We start from the raw sequence: 19481 nt of genomic DNA on the forward strand, positions 1-19481 counted from the left end.
TACCCTTCTCACTCTTCTGAAATAACTATTAATTTTAGGAGCCCTAATTCAAATTTGATATACTCTCTTTAAGAAAACTCTTATATTACAAAAATAATCATTGCGGACATTTTTGTGGCATGGATGAATAGCGCCGAAATAAAAATTAGAATAATTTCATTAGTAAATTATGCTGTTGCTATCTTATTGTTTTCGCTTTTTTCAGCGAGGGTGAGTGCTGCACCTTTATCGCCGGCCGATCGCGATTCCATTCAACAGCAACAGCAGCAGCTTTTATTACAGAACCAGCAACAGCGTGAGGAACTGGAGCGCAGTATTCCTCGCCCTGCGCCCGCCAGACCGCTGTCTGTTACCGGCTCCGGGCCCTGTTTTACTATTCATACCATTACCCTTTCCGGTGCGACCTTAATCTCCCCGAAAAACCGGCAGGCCCTTGTCGCGCCGTGGCAGGGCCGCTGTCTGGATATGGCGAAAATAACGGAACTTCTCGCCCATATTTCTGACTGGTATATCAGCCGGGGATATATCACCAGCCGCGCTTTTCTTACCGAGCAGGATCTCTCCGGCGGTCAGCTGAATATTGTTGTGCTGGAAGGCAGACTGGAAGCGATCCGTCTGGAAGGCGAAACGCCGCGTATGCTGAAAATGGCGTTTCCGGGACGGGTGGGCGGCATCCTTAATTTACGCGATATTGAACAGGGCATGGAGCAAATTAACCGTTTGCGTACCGACCCGGTTCAGATTGAAATTCTTCCGGGAACGCAGGCCGGATATTCCATCGTTAATCTCACGGCAAAACCGGAATTTCCCTTAAGTGTATCCGTAAGCCTGGATAATAGCGGGCAGAAGAGTACCGGCGAAGATCAGCTGAGTGGCGTGCTCACCGCCAATAATATGCTGGGGCTGGCGGATAAATGGTTTGTCAGCGGCGGGCGCAGCAGCGATTTTGCCAGCGCGTACGATGCGCAGAATTTCCAGGCGGGCGTCAGCGTGCCGTTTGGCTACGGATTACTGGACTACAGCTACGCCTGGAGTAACTACCGGACCACCATCAGTAACCAGGGATTCAACTGGCTCTCCACGGGCGATACCAAAACCCACCGCGTTAACGCGTCCTGGGTGGTCTTCCGCAACGGGGAGGTGAAAACCGGCATTGCGGCTGGCGTGGTTCAGCGATCCAGCCGCAACTGGCTCAACGACGCGCCGCTTCAGAGCAGCACGCGCAACCTCTCCAGCCTGATTCTGGGCATTACGCACACGCAAAAAATGCTGGGCGGCGTGGCGACCTTCAACCCGACCTGGAGCCACGGCATGCCGTGGTTCAATGCCGAAACCGACGAAGATAAGTCCGGGGATGTGCCGCGTGCGGAATTCCGCAAATGGAGTCTGAACGCCAGCTTCCAGCGGCCGATTACCCGTAATGCCTGGTGGCTGACCAGCGCCTATGGTCAGTGGTCGCCCGATCGGCTGTACGGTTCCGAGCGCCTGACGCTCGGCGGCGAAAGCTCCGTGCGCGGTTTTAAAGAGCAGTACTTGTCCGGGGATAACGGCGGCTACTGGCGTAACGAGCTGGGGTATTCCCTCTTCACCCTTCCGGTGATTGGCGCGGTGAGCGCAACGGTCGCCGTTGACGGCGGCTGGCTGGAAAAAGACCGTCAGGACCGTTTTGCCTCCGGCACGTTATGGGGAGGCTCGGTGGGGCTGAGCAGCGCAGGGCGCTGGTACAGCAGCCAGATTTCGGTCGGCACGCCCCTGCACTACCCCGACTGGCTCGGCCCGGATCATGTGAGCGTTAACTGGCGCATTGCCTTCATGCTTTAAGAGACTCTACGACTATGGATACCCGTCACCCACCCGTTCGTTTCTCGCAGCGTCTGATCAGCTGGATTGTCTGCGGCTTAATGGTCTGGCAGCCGATGGCACCTGCCGTCGCGGCGGCGCTGACGCCGACCGGGCAGACCACGGTCGATCGGGCGGGGAACGGGGTGCCGGTCGTCAACATCGCCACGCCCAACGGGGCGGGTATCTCGCATAACCAGTTCGGTGAGTATAACGTCGGCAAAGAGGGGCTTATCCTCAACAACGGTACGGACCGTTTAACCCAGACCCAGCTGGGCGGGCTTATCCAGAACAACCCCAACCTGCAGGCCGGGCGGGAAGCGAAAGGCATTATCAACGAAGTCACGGGCGCCAGCCGCTCGCAGCTGCAGGGCTACACGGAAGTCGCCGGTAAAGCAGCAAACGTCATGGTGGCCAACCCGTACGGCATTACCTGTAACGGGTGCGGATTTATCAACACCCCGAACGTCACCCTGACCACGGGGAAACCGCAGTTCGACGCCAGCGGTAACCTGCAGGCGCTGGAGGTGACGAAAGGCGCCATCACGGTTGAAGGCCAGGGGCTGGATGCCAGCAAGAGCGACGCGCTGTCGATTATTGCGCGCGCGACGGAAGTGAACGCCGCGATACATGCGAACGACCTGACGGTAACGGCAGGGGCGAACCGCGTGGGCGCAGACGGCAGCGTCAAACCGATTGCCGGTGAGGGCGCCGCGCCCGTGGTGGCCGTGGATACCGGCGCGCTCGGCGGGATGTATGCCAACCGTATCCGCCTGGTCTCCAGCGAGACGGGCGTGGGGGTGAACCTCGGCAACCTCACCGCGCGCCAGGGCGATATTCAGCTGGATGCGGGCGGGAAACTGACGGTCACGAACAGCCTGGCCAGCGGCTCGATTACCGCGAATGGCGCGGGAGTGGTCCTCAACGGCAGCCATCAGGCCGGGGGCGCGCTGAATGTGACCAGCTCGCAGGATGTGGAACTCAATAACAGCACGCTCGCCAGCCAGGGCGATATGCGCCTTTCCGCTGCGGGGAAAGTGCAGACGACGGGCGGCGGGACAAACAGCGCGGGCGCGCTGTCGGTGAGCAGCGGGCAGGGGATGACGCTCAGCAATACCTCCCTGGTCTCCCGCGGCGCGGCGACGCTGGACAGTAAAGATACCCTGACCGTAAACGGCGGCGGCGTGTCGGCACAGGGCGGGGCGCTAACCGTCACGAGCAAACAGGGCACAGCGCTTGCGGATGCGACGCTGACAGGCCAGGCCGACACCACGCTGTCCACCGACGGCAGCCTGACGCAGCGCGGCGGCAGCGTCACCAGCAAAGGCGCGCTCAGCGTGGCGGCCGGGAAAGATATCACGCTGACGAATACCCGCAGCGGTAGCGATACCCGCGCGACCCTCAGCAGCGGCGGCACGCTGTCATCCACGGCCAGTGCGGTCTCGGCAGGAGATAATCTGGCCCTGAGCGGCGGACAGCTGGTGATGGACGGCCAGAGCCGGGCCGATGCCACGGGCGATGTCCGCCTGACGGGCAGCTCCGTCAGTAATCAGGGGCAGGTGAATGCGGGGCGCGACATTGCCCTCTCCGGCAACAGGGTGTCCAACAGCGGCCAGCTGGCAGCGAAAGGCCACCTTGACGTGAACGCAGGAGAGCTGACAAACGGCGGCACGGTGCAGGGTAACGACGTCACCCTGAAGGGGCAGACGGTCACTAACAGCGGTACCCTGCAGAGCGCCGGCAACCTGGCGCTAAGCACCGGTACCCTGGAACAGCGGGGCACGCTGAGCGCGAAGGGCAATGCAAACGTCACGGCGCAGCAGACCCTGCGTAACAGCGGCAGCTTGCTGGCTGACGGGGCGATGAGCGTGACGGCAGACGCGCTTGAACAGAATGGCACCCTGTCCGGCGCGACGGCGCTGACGGCGCAGACCGGCACCCTGACCAGCGGTCAGGCGTCCCGTACCACCAGTCAGGGCAATGTTCAGATTACCGCGACCCGCAGCGCCAGCCTGAACGGGCAGACGGACGCGGCGGGGGCATTAACCGTCAGCACCGGCGACCTGACCACCGGCCAGGATGCGCATCTGCAGAGCGGGCAGGGGCTTACCCTGCAGGCGAAGAATGCCGCGCTGAACGGCACGCAGGCGGCGAAGGGGGCTCTGTCGGTGACGGCGGGCACGATTGCGCACGCCGGGAAATCCACCGGTAACGCGCTGAGTTTTAACGCGACCGGCGACCTGACCAGCGGCGGAGAGCTTACCGCCAGCACCATCGCGCTCAGCGGACAGAACATCCACCAGTCCGGCGTCGCAAAAGCGGATCGCATGACCCTGACGGCTCCTGAACGCATCACCAACAGCGGTACGCTGGTTGCCGGTACGCTGGCGCTGGATGCTGCCTCGGTGGAGAACAGCGGACTGCTGCAGGGGACCACCCTGCTCGGCCTGAAGACCAGGTCACTCACAAACCTCGCGGGCGGATCGGTCTACAGCACGCATGATTTAACGCTGAACATTCCGGTGCTGTCTAACAGCGGGCTTATCACCACTGACGGCACATTGCGCCTCCGGGGCGACACGCTGACAAACCAGGGTGAAATCAACGGCGTCAGCCTGAGCAGCGACTACTTCAGCCTGACCAACACCGATACCGGACGCCTGCTGGCGGACGACCGGCTCACCCTGAACGGCACTGCGTTTGCTAACGCGGGCAATATTGCGGCCAGCGACCTGCACATCACGGCGAACAGCCTGCAAAACCAGGGCACCGTCGAGGGGGACTCGGCGCTGACGCTCGGCGTGGCAGACCTCACTAACCGTGGCGCGCTGCGCAGCAGCGGAACGCTGACGCTCGGCGGTGAAACGCTGGCCAACAGCGGCGAGCTCAGCGCCACCGCGCTGCTGCTGAACCTGACCCGACAGGCCAGCAACGATGCCGACGGGCGAGTGATTGCCCGGAACGGCCTGACGCTGACCACCGCCAGCCTGACGAACAGCGGGCTGATGGCCGGTACCGACGCGCAGTTTAACAGCGCGTCGGTGACCAACGGCGGCACGCTGCAGGGGACACACTCCCTGACGACGACCGGGGCACAGCTCAGCAACCAGCAGGCGGGCATGCTGCTCTCCGGTGGCGCGCTCGCCCTGCACCACACCACCCTGAACAACGCCGGGCTGCTGCAGGGCAACACCCTGAACCTCGCCACCGGTGAGTGGATGAACACCGGTAACGCGCTGGGGGAAACGGGCGTGACGGCGGCGGTAACCGGCACGCTGACCAACAGCGGTAAGGTGCTCAGCCAGCAGGTGCTGGATGTCCAGGCCGACAGGACCGATAACCGTGGCCAGTTGCTGGCGAAAGTGCTGACCCTGCGGGGCGACCTGCAGAACAGCGGCCTGCTTCAGGGCAGCAGCACGCTGGCCTGGTCCGGGAACACCTTCACGAACCAGCCTCAGGGCCAGGTGACGGGCGGCGAGACCCTGACGCTGAGCGGACAAACCCTCAGCAACGCGGGCAGCCTTCAGGGGCGCAGTGCGACGCTTGACGCCGGGAGCCTGAATAACCAGGGCAGCGTTCAGACGCTGGACGCCCTGACGCTTTCCGCAACCGGCAGGCTGGATAACACGGGTGCCCTGCTCAGCCAGAATCTGTTCACGCTGACGGCGGCGCAGCTGTTCAACGACGGCCAGCTGGCCGGGAAAGCCCTCACTGTGAAGGCTGCGCAGCTGAACAACACCGGGATTCTTCAGGGCAACGACTCGCTGGTGCTGACCACCCGCGCGCTGAGCAACGGCGCCACCGGGCAGCTGGTGAGCAGCAGTCCTCTGAACTTATCCCTCGACACGCTCGATAACGCCGGCCTGTTGCTGGTGAAGGGCGGGTTCACCCTGCGGGGCAGCGACCTGACGAACCGGGGCGATATTCAGGCGCAGAGCCTGGATTTGGGCATGAGCAATGCCCTGACCAACACGGGGAACATCGTTGCCACCGACGATGCCGTGCTTAACGCGACGACGCTGACCAGCAGCGGCACGGTGGCGGGCAAAACGCTGATAGCAGGCGGTACTGAGCTGCGCAACAGCGGCCTAATGCAGGGCAGCAACGCGGTTAACGCCACCGCCGACCGCTTTATCAACGAGCTGAACGGTAAATGGCTCTCCGGCGGCGGCTTCACGCTGACGGGCGGACAGCTGACCAACGCCGGTACGCTGCAGGGCGCGACGCTGGGCATGACCGGCACCACCCTCACCAACAGCGGCACGGTGAACGGGCAGATGGGACTCAGCGGCACGCTCAGCGGGGCGTTAACGAATACCGGGCTGCTGCAGAGCGGCGGCACGACCGCCTTCACCGCGGATACCCTGGCGAACCCGGGGCGCATCACGGGCGGTACGCTGTCCCTCACTGCCCGCGATATGAACAACGGCGGGCTGATGCAGGGAACGAATGGCCTGGCGCTCACCGGAACCACGCTGACCACGGGCGCGGCCTCGCGCACCCTCTCCGGCGGCATGCTGACGCTGGATGCAGGCCAACTGACCACGCAGGGCACGCTGCAGGGGAACGGCGCGGACATCCGCGCCAGCGACTGGACGCACGGCGGGTCTCTGCTCAGCCAGGGAACGCTGACGGCCACAACCGGCGGCACGCTGACCTCAACCGGCTCGCTGATGAGCCAGGGTAGGACGGATATCACCGCACAAACGCTGGATAACCGCGGGCAGCTCCTCAGCGAGGGCGATGTGACACTGGGCGGCAGCACGCTTAAAAACAGCGGCACCGTGCAGGGGAACACCCTCGCGCTGCATCAGAACAGCATTAACAACCAAGGCACCTTAACCGGTCTGCAGAGCCTGACCGTTCAGGGGCAGCAGCGGCTGATGGCGCGCATGGCGATGGCCGCGCCTCAGCAGGAGCTGATCAACGGCGCAGGCGGTAAGCTTCTCACCCAGGGTACTCTGACGATTGCGTCCGGCGCGGTGACCAACGCCGGCAGCTGGCAGGCACAGAACATCCTGCTTAACGCCCGGTCGCTCACCAACAGCGGCGCGGTGCAGAGCGCCGACGCGCTGCAGATGACGCTGGCCGATACGCTCACCGGAACCGCAGGCAGCAGGATCACCGCGCTGGGTGCGGCGACGCTGCAGGCCGCGACGCTGGCGAACCAGGGCCAGTGGGCGGCGAAAAACCTGACGCTGACAGGTGGAACGCTCAGCAACAGCGGCGCCATCAGCGGCGTGAATGGCCTGACCCTCAGCCAGACCGGCGCGGTCAGCCAGCAGTCTGGCGGCACCCTGCTGTCCGGCGGGGCGCTGAACATTACGGCGACCTCCGTAACCAGCGACGGCAAAGTGCAGGGGGGCACGCTCGGCATCACCACCGGGGCGCTCACCAACAACGGACGTCTGCAGGGCGATAACGGCGCGACGCTGGCCCTCAGCGGGACGCTGACCAACAACAGCGGAGGCGAAATCGTCAGCCGCGATGCGCTGACGCTGACCACGCCCGCGCTGTTTAACTACGGCCTGATCCAGGGCGGCGGCGAGACGCGCGTGACCGCCTCCTCGCAGGCGCGTAACGACGGCAGGCTGCTTTCCGGCGCACGCCTGACGCTCGGCACGCCGCAGTTCACGGGCACCGGCTGGCTGCAGGCCACCGACCTGATCCTGAATGCGGCAAACGCTACCAACGGCGGCACGTGGGTGGCCGATCGCGCCACCCTGACCGGCACCAATTTCGCCAGCCAGGGCACCACCCAGGCGGGACAGCTGACGGTTAACTACAGCCAGCTGAACAACAGCGGCACGCTGCTCGGCAACACGCAGCTGAATATTGGCGCGGACCAGGTAACCCAGAGCGCGGGCGGCAGGCTGCTGAGCGGCGGCAACCTGTGGCTGCAAAGCCGGGGGCTGGACCTTACCGGCCAGCTGGTGTCCCTGGGGGACTTAACGCTGCAGCTGACGAACGCGTTTACCAGCAGAACCGCTGTGGCGGCAGGCAGAACCCTCACCATCAACAGCGGCGGCGACATCGATAACCGCAGTGTGCTGCAGGGGCAGGCGGTCAACCTGAACGCGGGCGGGCAGCTCAGCAACAACGGACAAATCACCACTGGCGGCGGCGCGAGTACGCTTTCCGGCAGCAGCGTGGCGCTGAACGGCGCGGGCTCGGTGCAGGGCGGAGGTGACATCACCGTGGCCAGCCGGAGCAATATTACCGTGGACGGCTTCACCGGCACGCGCGGCTCGCTGACCCTGAGCGCGCCGGGCGCTATCGTCAACACCGCGCTGCTGTACGCGGCGAATAATCTGGCGCTGTTTGCCGACAGCATCACCAACCAGCGCGGCGACATCATGGCGGGGAACAACCTGTGGATGCAGCGGGATGCGGCGGGAAATGCGAACAGCCAGGTGGTGAACACGTCGGGGAATATTGAGACGCAGAATGGTGATATTACGATCAGGACAGGAAGCCTGTTGAATGAGCGCGAGGGGATCAGTGAAACCCGCAGCTATCAGGCCGCGACGGGCAGCCCTGCTGCAAGCGGCGCGACCTCCATTAGTGTAAAAGTCACAGACCTGCCCCCCGATGAGTGGGGTTATATCTACACGATCATAAACAGTTTCGGTGGGGGAGGAGCCACATCCGTTGTCGCACCCATGCCAAGTGGGGCTGTACAACGTTATCTGGTAGGATCGACTGTGGTCAATGTCACCGCAACAGGTGGTGTTGCGCGCATCGCCGCCAACCGAGATCTGGCTATCAATGCTGCCACGCTGAATAACCGTGCCGGTTATTTACTTGCCGGGAATGGGATGAACCTTTCCGGCAACAGCCTGAATAACCAGTCCTGGTTTGGTTATTCTGAGGATGAATACAAAGTCTATCGTTTTAGTGGGAAAACAGGCAAGGTATCCAGCCTAAAAGGAAGTCCCGCCTCCGGCAACGATAACAACCGTCGTGTGACTTATACGCTGGATGGCGCACCTCAGTATGAAACCCATACCACCGATCAAGCCCTCCGTGCGGTGATTCAGGCCGGCGGTCAGGTCACGGCGAATTTTACCAGTAATATCAGCAATACGGCGACGACCTCGAATGGCGGTGGAATAAGCCATTCGATACCTGCGCCGTCGCTGAACACCCTCAGCAACCAGAGCGTCGGCAGCGGCGTGCAAAAACAGGGGCTGAACACGACCGGCACCGTGGCGGTGAACTCGCCGCAGTGGAACGATCAGCTCCAGGGTGCGCTACAGCAGCTTAACGGCGGCGGCGCGCTGGAAAACGGCGGCGCGTCCGGCACGCCTCTCAGCAACATTGGCACCACGCAGAAAGGCAACGCGAACCTCGGCCAGCTGGGCGCACTGGCGAACGCCGGGGTCACCACCGCCGATCTCAGAACCGCTCAGGGCGGCGCCGTCGGGCATTATCAGGGACAGCGCGTCGATACCAGCGCTTACCCGCTGCCGTCGGGCAACAACGGCTATTTTGTCTTCTCCGACAACCCGAAAAGCCCGTACCTGATCAGCATCAACCCGAAACTGAACGGTCTCGGACAGCTTGATCCCGCCCTGTTTGCCGACCTGAACGCGATGCTCGGGGTCAAACCGTCGTCTACGGCGCCGCAGGAGACGCGGCTGGCGTTTACCGACGAGAAGCAGTTCCTCGGCTCGTCCTATATGCTCGGCCGCCTCAACCTGAACCCGGATTACGACTACCGCTTCCTCGGCGATGCAGCGTTCGATACCCGCTATGTCTCCAACGTGGTGCTCAACCAGACCGGTAACCGTTACCTGAACGGCATCGGCTCCGATCTGGATCAGATGCGCTATCTGATGGACAACGCCGCGGCGGCGCAGCAGTCGCTGGGCCTGCAGTTTGGCGTCTCGCTGACCGCCGCTCAGATTGCCGCGCTCGACCACAGCCTGCTGTGGTGGGAGAAAGCAACCGTCAACGGCGAAACCGTGATGGTGCCGAAACTCTACCTGTCACCGAAGGACGTCACCGTCAATAACGGCAGCGTAATCGCGGGTAACAACGTTACCCTGAAGGGCGGCGACATCACCAACAGCGGCAGTTCGCTGCTGGCGAAAAACAGCCTGACGCTCGACAGCCAGAACAGCATCAGCAACCTCAACAACGGCCTGATGAAAGCGGGCGGCGACCTGAACCTGAGCGCCATCGGCGATATCAATAACATCAGCTCCACCATCAGCGGCAAAACGGTCGCGCTGGAGAGCCTGGACGGCAGCATCAACAACCTGACCCAGGTTGAGCAGATTGATATCAACGCCGGAGGGAAGTACGGCAAGATCGGCCTGAAAGACACCCTGCTGGGCAACACGGCGTCTATTACCGCACAGGATGGCCTGTCGCTTGAGGCGGGGAAAAACATCACCGTCACCGGGGCGAACCTGGCCTCCGGCGGCGATATGCTGCTGAACGCGTGGGGCGATATTGCCGTCAACGCGAATCAGATCAACGACGCATTCAGCTCCAGCCGGGCGAAAACCAGCCGTTCGTCCGTTACTTATCAGGGCAGTAACGTCACCGCGGGCGGCAACCTGCTGGTGAACGCCGGGCACAACCTTGACGTGACCGCCAGCGACCTGAAGGCGGGCGGCAGCGCGGGGCTTAGCGCGGGCAACGATCTCAATCTGAACGCGGCACAGACCAGCGAAAGCAGCCATAAAGGGAAAAGCGAGTCCCACAGCACCGGGCTCGACCGCACCACGATTTCCGCAGGCGATAACCTGGTGCTGAAGGCCGGGCAGGATATCAACGCTCAGGCCGCCGCGCTGGCAGCGGAGAAAAGCGTCGGGCTGCAGGCGGGTCGCGACGTGAATCTGGCGGCGGAAGAGACCACGCAGGGCGATAGCTATAAGTCAGGCAAGAAAACCGTCATCAACGAATCGGTACGCCAGCAGGGAACCGAGATCGCCAGCGGGGCGAATACCCAGATCCTCGCGGGGCGCGATGTCACCACCGAAGCCGCGCAGGTAACGGCGAAGGGCGATATCGGCGTGGCGGCGGGCCGTGACGTCAATCTCAATACCGCAACCGAGAGCGATTATCACTACAAAGAGCAGACCAAAACCAAAAAAGGGTTCCTGAGCAAGAAAACCACCCACACCATCGAGGAGAACAGCGCGACGCGTGAATCCGGCTCATTGCTGAGCGGCGATAACGTGCAGGTCGTTGCGGGCAATAACCTGCTGGTGAACGGATCCGCCGTGGCGGGCGACGGCGACGTGAAGCTTAAGGCGGGCAACAACGTCGATATTGTGGCAGCGACGAATAGCGATACCTCCTGGCGCTTTAAGGAAGAGAAAAAATCCGGCCTGATGGGCTCGGGCGGGATTGGTTTCACCATCGGCAGCAGCAAAAGTACCCAGGATCTCCGTGAGAAGGGCACCACCCAGAGCCAGAGTTTCAGTACGGTGGGCTCGACGGGGGGGAGCGTCGCGATTTCTGCAGGAAACCAGGCCCACATCGGCGGCGCGGATCTTATCGCCGGGAAAGATTTAGGCCTCAGCGGCGACAGCGTCATCATCGAGCCGGGGCACGACAAGCGCACCCGGGATGAAACCTTCGAGCAGAAGAAAAGCGGGCTCACCGTGGCGCTCTCCGGCACCGTCGGTAGCGCTATTAACAATGCCGTGAGCGCGGCGCAGGAGACCAAAGAGCAAAGTGATGGCCGTCTGAAAGCCCTTCAGGCCACCAAAACGGTGCTGTCCGGCGTGCAGGCCGGGCAGGCAGCGGATATGGCGGCAACCACCGGTGACCCGAACGCAATGGGTGTGAGCCTCTCGCTGACGACCCAGAAGTCGAAATCACAGCAGCATGCTGAGAGTGATGCGGTGGCAGGCAGCACGCTGAACGCAGGCAACAATCTTGCCATCACCGCGAACGGTAAAAACAAAGGCGCGAACAGCGGCGACATCGTGATTGCGGGCAGCCAGCTGAAAGCCGGGGGCGACACCACGCTGGATGCACAGAACGACATTCTGCTGTCCGGCGCGGCGAATACCCAAAAAACCAGCGGCAAGAACAGCAGCAGCGGTGGCGGTATTGGGGTAAGCATCGGTGCCGGAGGCAACGGCGCGGGTATCAGCGTGTTTGCCAACGTTAACGCCGCGCACGGCAAGGATAAAGGCAACGGTACCGACTGGACCGAAACCACCATCGACAGCGGCAAAAACGTCACCCTAAAAAGCGGGCACGACACCGTGCTTGATGGCGCCCAGGTTAACGGCAATAAAATCGTGGCAGACGTTGGTCACGACCTGCTGATGCGCAGCCAGCAGGACAACAGCGACTACGACAGCAAGCAGACCAGCGTTGCGGCGGGGGGCAGCTTCACCTTCGGCACCATGTCTGGTTCAGGCTATATCAACGCCAGCCAGGACAAGATGAAGAGCCGCTTTGATTCGGTGGCCGAACAAACAGGACTGTATGCCGGGGACGGGGGCTTCGACATCACCGTGGGGCATCACACCCAGCTTGATGGCGCGGTTATCGCCTCTACCGCCACGCCGGACAAAAACAGCCTCGATACCGGGACGCTGGGCTTCAGCGATATCCACAACGAAGCGGACTTTAAAACCTCGCACTCCGGTATCAGCCTGAGCGGCGGCGGCAGCTTCGGGGATAAATTCCAGGGCAACCTGCCGGGCGGCATGATCTCCGCTGCGGGTAATAAAGGCCATAAGGAGGGCACCACGCAGGCCGCCGTGGCGGAGGGCTCCCTCACCATCCGCGACAAGGCAAACCAGAAGCAGGACGTGGCCGATCTGAGCCGCGACACCGAACATGCCAACGACAGCATCAGCCCGATCTTCGACAAGGAGAAAGAGCAGAACCGTCTGAACGCAGTTGGGATGATCAGCGACATTGGCAGCCAGGTGGCGGATATTGCCAGGACGCAGGGTGATCTGAACGGGCTGAAGGCGGCAAAGGATAAATACGGTGATATTCCGGCTAACGCGACAGAAAAGGAGCGCCAGGATTATCTGGCGAAACTGCGTGCTACGCCGGAATATAAAGAGACGCAGGAAAAGTATGGTACGGGCAGCGCCATGCAGCGCGGCATCCAGGCGGCCACAGCAGCACTGCAGGGACTCGCGGGCGGCAATATCGGAGGGGCGCTGGCGGGCGCGTCAGCACCGGAGCTGGCGAACATCATCGGCCATCATGCAGGCATTGATGACGATACGGCGGCAAAAGCGATTGCCCATGCCATCCTCGGCGGCGTAACCGCAGCCCTTCAGGGCAACAGTGCCGCAGCGGGCGCTGTGGGAGCCGCATCCGGCGAACTGATTGCGACAGCTATCGCCAGACAGTTCTATCCGGACACAGACCCGTCGAAGCTGACGGAAGAGCAGAAGCAGACCGTGAGTACGCTGGCATCTGTTTCAGCGGGCATAGCTGGCGGGATTGCCGGGGGAAATACGGCTGGTGCGGCGACTGGGGCCAGTGCAGGGAAGAATGCGGTGGAGAATAACTATCTTAGCGTGTCTGAAAAGACAGAGCTTGAGATAGCAAAACAGACGCTTAAAAACAGTAAAGATCCGGCAGAGCGCGAAAAGGCGCAGCAGAAATATGATGCGTTGATTGAAAAAGATATTTCCAGCGATAAAGACGTTATTGATGCCTGCGGTAATGGTAATGCGGGTAGCTCAGCGTGTGCAGGTGCAAGACTAAAAGTCATTGCGACAAAAGAGGGATATGAAGATGGCCCTTATAACTCGAAATATAGCCAACAGTACGCTGATGCGTATGGGCAGATAGTCAATCTCCTTGATATCACTAGTGTTGATGCACAGAATCAGCAGCAGGTGAAAGATGCCATGATTAACTATTTCATGGTCACCAAAGGGGTTGATCGTCAGACCGCAGAAAGCTACACCGAAACGAAGCAGGGTCTGGAGATCATTGCGGCTTCGGTAACACCAATTTTGGGTTCTGCTGCGGCAAAACAATTAAGTAAAGTTGTTGATGCCAATCTAAAAGTCGTAGCCAGGGGAAATGTGGATGGAGTGAAGTTTTCTGACACCAACCAAGGTATAAGACCTTCACAGTTAGCTGATTTCAATAAACCGACGCTTATCAATGATGTTGTGCAGGCCAAGATAGACAAGCGGCCGGATAAAAACCTTCCCAATGGGAATATGGGAACAGCTCATGCAGAGGTAGGTGTAATTCAGCAAGCTTATGAAAAAGGAATGACTAACGGCAAAGATATGCTTATGTCGGTAAGTGGGGAGAAAGTTTGCTCATACTGTCTTAGCGATATAAAAATTATGGCTGAAAGATCAGGGCTTAAGTCGTTAACATTATTTGAAGAAACTACTGGTAGGACCTTATATTGGCAGTCAGGAACAAAGGGCTTCCGCGTAAAAGGAGCTAATGATGAATAGGTTGCTTGTTTCATGGTCGATATCACAAAAAGGTGGTACGAAGAAGCCTGATTGCTGGGAAGATATTGTTAACTTATTAGCCAAAGTTCGTTTATTTAGTGGTTGTGTAACCGTCGACAGATTAGACTGCGAAGGTTATTTAATCTCAGAAGTACAAGTAAGAATGGAAAAAGGTTTCTATCTGGTTACGTTTTTGAACGAAGATGATGAGGTTATGTCAATTACTGATTTAACACAACCAGATGAAAAAGTGTTAATTTTCGGAGATTACTGGCCAGCAAGTCAGCTTACAAAAAATTATGATCTTGTTGTCAGGATCTTTAGGGAGTTCTTCGATACTGGCAATGTATCAAAGGAACTTCTTAATTGAAATATAAATCCAAGATTTCGGCGTCCGCAGTGATGCTGTAGTTTGCTTATATGATGGTGGCGCGATAGACCTTGTGTCACGGCAGGGCGGTAGCGTCTGTGGCCCCAAAAACGCTTAACAGCGCAAAAATCCTGGGCATAAAATACAACAGGGATAAGAAGCTGTAACTAACTGAAAGAAAAGGGAAAAGTGGTTGCGGTGGCTGAGTTCGCACCGGAAAGAGTTGTTGTTGAGAATAACAACCTTGCCAGCGTTCTGGCAGCTGCAAATGCTGTAAAATCGGGAACGACAGAAAAATGGCAGGCAGAGCAGCAGGCCGCGATTAAAGAAGCCGGCAGCGGAGGCACACCGGTATCCTGCCAGATGGCGATGGCGGCTATGGGAACAGTGTTGTACGGAGGCATTCTTCCTGAAGCAATAGTGATTTCTGGTGTAATCAGCGCCGGAGCTGTGTGTGGTGTTGATTATGTGATGAATGGTTCCGTTGATCCTAAAAACGTTATTGCTGCCTACTGGAGCGGTGCTTTAACCCGTTATACTGGATTTGAATCAACAGTTCTTATCAATGCTGGTAGCAGCGCCATCGTAAGCTACCTGGATGGAAAAAATCCATTCCTTTACGGAACTATCGGTGGTTTGGGTGGAGCAATTGGTTATGGAGTAGGTAATAAATTAATAGAACCGATATTGGGTGAGGTTGTTAACCCCATGCGGAAATCTTTACAGTGGGAGGATATTGGATATGGTATATCTCAGCCTTATCGATTGAGTCCAGTGCCTGGGATTGTTGGAGCTGCAGGCGGCGGCGTTGCAGGTGAAGTATTTAATGTGGTGGTAGACCCATCTACTCCTGCTAATAACAAGAATGGAGCAGCAAAATGAACGAAAAAAGATGGCTAATATCTTTTATTTTGATTTTGCTGACGCTGATCTTAACAATGGATATTATTGCTTTGCTAACTTATTTTTTTGCAAAGGCCTATCTCTATTTCATTCGTAATATCCCTGTTGAGATAAGTCTTTTTGAGTTAGTGAGGATTATTAAGGGCGCATCGTTGGGTGGGGTTATTGTTGGTGTAGGTTGCTGGTATATTTCTTTTAAAAAATATTAGTTGTTGCTGAGAGTAAGTTTTTAAGCTGAAATGAGGAAAAAACTTTCGATAAAGAAATGGCAGTCTGTCTTGAATCTGGCGAGGGATAGTCGCGGTATCCAGTGCTTATAATCGGCTAAAATTACATATTAATGTTAGCGCGAATCTTCTGAAGAACTCTGTCCGAGAAATATAATTGGAATATTTTCGGTGGGCTCAGCGCGGCGAGTCGATTATGATCCTGTAAAAGGTATCCATATGAATAATAGAGATTGTACAAAGGGGCAGGAAATGGTGTTAAGCAAGTAATACTATTTGAGGTAATGGAAAAACCATTAAGGCTTAAATAAATGAACAGGTAGATCTCATGAGTTTATTCGAAGAGTGTAAACAGGCTCTTAGTGCTGATTTCACTATCATTGATAAAGAAGAAGAGCGAGTAACTACTATTCTGGAAGGGTATCCCTTTGTTAGCGGAAACATATCTTGGTCTGAAATAAGCTTTAGAGACTTTGAAACAAGTGATGAGTTACTCTGTCAATCCTGGCTAAAAAATGAAAATGTTTATGTCATTGCAGATGATGCAAATATACCTATATTCAGAACAAATTTGAGATTAGTGCTTGAAAATATTTATGATGTCGCGGCATTGTCACCAAAAATATTCATTTTTAATGAAAGTATGATTTTGCAACCACTATTTCCAACCGATGCACTTCGGCTCGGGACTAGATAGCGGTGTGGTACCGTAAACCAATTACCAGTAATAGCAGGTGTTACAGTAGGTGGCTATCTATCTGAGAGAGCAGGAAAAGCAGGCGAAGATTTTGCCAGGGGAAAACTGAAATGAAAAAAATACTTTTTTCCTTTCTTCTTTTTTTACTTATCGGCTTCTGAGCAAAAACAATCGATTAATTGATTTTGGTTAGTATAAAATATCGCACTAAGCAGGATTGAAGAAAGTTTTTACATCATTTGCTGAGTCATTTCTCTCTAAACCTAACGGCTCTAACAGTCCCGACCTCATATCCTGGCCCTTCAAAAAGGACTGATTAAATGATTTATCTGCTATTAGGAATTGCGCTGTTCGCATTTTTCATCGGAACTGTCGTGTTTGTCCGTTTTAGTAAAGTGACGGGAAGAAGCGTTCAGTCACCTCTTACCACGATGTTTTTCTTTGATGCGCTTTTTTTTGGTCTGGGTAGTAAGCGAGACATGAACATCGCAGCATCTTCATTTATCGTCTTTCTAGTCAGTATCTGGGGATTAACCTATTTAAAATTAAGCACCCATTTTTGGGGAAGTCGCGAAAGTTATATTGGTTTTGCGATCGCCGGAATTTTATTTCTGATTATGCATTGCCGCTATTGTGCAAAAAATGTCGTTATCAAAAATGATGGCCTGGCCCCCATGAGAGAGTTGATTAATATCCGGCGCTCCGGCCTTACCAGCCCCTTTATATGGTTAAGCAGGGCCGGGTATCTGGGGTTCTTTATTGGCATGCTTCACTGAAGCGAGATGCGAAAAAACAGCCTCCGTGCCCATTGAGACTACCCCAGCCTCTCCACCCGTGTCTCTCCCTCCACCATCGACAGCTGATACAGCGAAAATGATCGCTGCTTCTCAATCAACGTCGCCAGCTCCGGCGAGTGGCTGGTGAGCCAGATCTGCGAGTAGCGGCTGGCCTCGGCGATTAAGCTCGCCAGGGCAGGCAGCATCTGCGGGTGCAGGCTGTTTTCCGGTTCGTTCAACGCGATAAACGCCGGTGGGCGCGGGCTTAACAGCGCTACCGCCAGGCACAGGAAGCGCAGGGTACCGTCGGAAAACTCCGCTGGCTCCAGCGGTCTGCTCAGCCCCTCGCGCTGCATCATCATCCGGAAACGTCCGCCGGTGTTGTCGCTATAAAACACGCAGCCGGGGAAGGCCTGGTCAAGGATGCGCATCAGCAGCAGCTCGTCGCCAATCTCGACAATGGTCTGAAACGCCGCCGCCAGGTTAGCGCCGTCGCTGGCCAGCACCGGGGAGCGGAAACCGACCTGCGGGGCCCGCATCGCCGAGCCGATTGATACAGAAAACTCATGATAAAAGCGCCAGTTACGCAGGGACTCGCGCATCTGCGACACTTCCGGGTAAAGGTGTGGTTCGCCGAGCTGTCCGAATACCGATTCGTTCTCGTACAGCGTGCCGCTGTGGGTCACCTTCTCGTGATGCACGTTGTTCAGAAACACCGCCTGGTTCTTACGCTTCATCAGCTGTGACGAAGGTCGACGGTGCTGGCCGCTCAGCCAGATGGACTCCTCTTTGATCACCGGGTCGAGCTGAAACTGCGAGGGGTAGGGCAGCTTCTCCACAAACCCGACCTGCAGCTCGTATTCGTAGCTCTCTGTTTCCACCGCGAGGTTCATCCGCCGCAGCTGGTCGCTACGGGTTTTGCCTGCCCAGAACACCTTCAGAATGCCGCCCTCGTTCGCCAGCGCCTGGGAAAACTGCCCCTGCGCGGCGCTGTGCATCAGGTGTATCGCCTTGTAGATATTTGATTTTCCGGTCCCGTTCGGCCCGAAGACGATATTGAGCTGCTCCAGCTCCAGCGACATCTCGCGGATGGAGCGGTAGTTTTGAATGTGCAGGGTGTTGATCACATGCAGGCCCCTTTCGCAGAATAAGCCTGTATATAATCACAGTCTTTGAGATGAAATGCAAAAAAGAGACGACAGTGAGGATGTCGTCTAAACGGGGTACTGCTTTGGGCCTCTACGGGTCAATGGGGCCTTCGCATTTTTATGATCACTTGACTGCCAGACGCAGACCCAAATCATCAGGATAGGGATCAAAGTAGTTTTGCGTCATCAGATACCGGTCGGGGTATTCGGCCAGGTAGTGCTTCAGCAGCGTGATCGGGGCGAGGATAGGCAACTGTCCGTTGCGATAATGCAGGATCACGTCGCGCAGCTCGCCGCGCTGGCGGGTGTTCAGCTGGTTACGAAAATACCCCTGAATATGCATCAGCACGTTGGTGTGATTCTTACGCGAAGCGGGTTTTTTCAGGATGGACATCAGCTTTTCCCGGTACGCCACGAAGAAAGCGTCCAGGTCTTCCCACTCGTGCAGCGAGGCAACGAACGGGCCGATTTCACGGTAACCCGCCTGATGGTGCGCCAGCAGCTGGAGTTTGTAACGGCTGTGGAAGTCCAGCAGCGCGCGGCGCGTGAGGCCATTTTTACGCAGCGTGTTCAGTTCGTGCAGGGCAAAAACACGTTCGACAAAATTTTCCCGCAGCACCGGATCGTGCAAGCGTCCATCCTCTTCCACGGGCAGCCACGGCCAGGTTTCAAGGAGGGCGGCGGTGAACAGCCCGACACCCTCCTTGCGGCCCCGGTTGCCGTTTTCATCATACAGACGCACGCGTTCCATGCCGCAGCTTGGGGATTTAGCACAGACGATAAAACCAGCGAGATCGCCAATTTTCGGCAAAAAATCTGCCGTAAAGTCCGCCATTTTCTGCGTAACGTCTTCGTGAGGCGCATGGCTAAAACGCATCTGCGTTTCACCGTGTTCCGTCACGATCAGACGCAGCGCCGGGCGAGGGGTCGGCAGGCCGATGGCCATTTCCGGACAGACGGGCCTGAAATTCACCCACTGGGCCAGCTCATCCATGACGAAGCCCATACGCTTGTGTCCGCCGTCAAAGCGAACGGCGGATCCGGTCAAACATCCGCTAATACCCAGCACTGGTTTCGTCGTCATGGTGTCGCCCTCCCG

At 57.7% G+C, this 19481-nt stretch carries 9 protein-coding genes; 7 read left to right on the top strand and 2 right to left on the bottom strand.

Annotated features, from left to right (window positions below):
* Window positions 1-123 precede the first annotated feature (123 nt).
* From BMW97_RS19225 to BMW97_RS19255, 7 genes are all read left to right on the top strand, one after another.
* Entirely contained in the window at window positions 124-1821 is a 1698-nt protein-coding gene (locus tag BMW97_RS19225) for a ShlB/FhaC/HecB family hemolysin secretion/activation protein (RefSeq protein WP_254783062.1), read from the top strand.
* A gap of 14 nt (window positions 1822-1835) precedes the next feature.
* Complete coding sequence (gene cdiA / locus BMW97_RS19230; RefSeq protein WP_082087735.1) at window positions 1836-14261, top strand: contact-dependent inhibition toxin CdiA; 12426 nt, start codon at window positions 1836-1838, stop codon at window positions 14259-14261.
* Complete coding sequence (locus BMW97_RS19235; protein ID WP_227156939.1) at window positions 14251-14631, top strand: DUF6911 family protein; 381 nt, start codon at window positions 14251-14253, stop codon at window positions 14629-14631. Before cdiA ends, BMW97_RS19235 begins: the two co-directional genes overlap by 11 nt.
* 198 nt (window positions 14632-14829) lie before the next feature.
* Complete coding sequence (locus BMW97_RS19240; RefSeq protein ID WP_139177227.1) at window positions 14830-15513, top strand: hypothetical protein; 684 nt, start codon at window positions 14830-14832, stop codon at window positions 15511-15513.
* On the top strand, window positions 15510-15743 hold the full coding sequence (locus tag BMW97_RS19245; protein ID WP_032654403.1) for a hypothetical protein: 234 nt from the start codon (window positions 15510-15512) through the stop codon (window positions 15741-15743). Before BMW97_RS19240 ends, BMW97_RS19245 begins: the two co-directional genes overlap by 4 nt.
* A 346-nt stretch (window positions 15744-16089) precedes the next feature.
* On the top strand, window positions 16090-16458 hold the full coding sequence (locus BMW97_RS19250; protein ID WP_045907936.1) for a CDI toxin immunity protein: 369 nt from the start codon (window positions 16090-16092) through the stop codon (window positions 16456-16458).
* Between the two features lie 320 nt (window positions 16459-16778).
* The gene (locus BMW97_RS19255) at window positions 16779-17234 is read left to right on the top strand and encodes a hypothetical protein (protein ID WP_045907935.1); all 456 of its coding nucleotides are present in this window, start codon (window positions 16779-16781) and stop codon (window positions 17232-17234) included.
* A gap of 38 nt (window positions 17235-17272) precedes the next feature.
* Here the strand turns inward: BMW97_RS19255 and BMW97_RS19260 are convergent, their stop codons facing one another.
* Entirely contained in the window at window positions 17273-18361 is a 1089-nt protein-coding gene (locus BMW97_RS19260; RefSeq protein WP_045907934.1) for an AAA family ATPase, read from the bottom strand.
* 145 nt (window positions 18362-18506) lie between these two features.
* The gene (locus tag BMW97_RS19265; RefSeq protein ID WP_045907933.1) at window positions 18507-19466 is read right to left on the bottom strand and encodes a YbgA family protein; all 960 of its coding nucleotides are present in this window, start codon (window positions 19464-19466) and stop codon (window positions 18507-18509) included.
* Window positions 19467-19481: the final 15 nt, after the last annotated feature.

This window comes from Enterobacter sp. NFIX58 (genome assembly GCF_900110475.1).
In the GTDB taxonomy this organism is placed as follows: domain Bacteria; phylum Pseudomonadota; class Gammaproteobacteria; order Enterobacterales; family Enterobacteriaceae; genus Enterobacter; species Enterobacter quasiroggenkampii.

Bases quoted from the DNA above. Each gene is read 5' to 3' on its own strand.
- BMW97_RS19255 (WP_045907935.1), top strand. From the start codon at position 16,779: ATGATTTATCTGCTATTAGGAATTGCGCTGTTCGCATTTTTCATCGGA.
- BMW97_RS19250 (WP_045907936.1), top strand. From the start codon at position 16,090: ATGAGTTTATTCGAAGAGTGTAAACAGGCTCTTAGTGCTGATTTCACT.
- cdiA (WP_082087735.1), top strand. From the start codon at position 1,836: ATGGATACCCGTCACCCACCCGTTCGTTTCTCGCAGCGTCTGATCAGC.
- BMW97_RS19245 (WP_032654403.1), top strand. From the start codon at position 15,510: ATGAACGAAAAAAGATGGCTAATATCTTTTATTTTGATTTTGCTGACG.
- BMW97_RS19265 (WP_045907933.1), bottom strand. From the start codon at position 19,466: ATGACGACGAAACCAGTGCTGGGTATTAGCGGATGTTTGACCGGATCC.
- BMW97_RS19235 (WP_227156939.1), top strand. From the start codon at position 14,251: ATGATGAATAGGTTGCTTGTTTCATGGTCGATATCACAAAAAGGTGGT.
- BMW97_RS19225 (WP_254783062.1), top strand. From the start codon at position 124: ATGAATAGCGCCGAAATAAAAATTAGAATAATTTCATTAGTAAATTAT.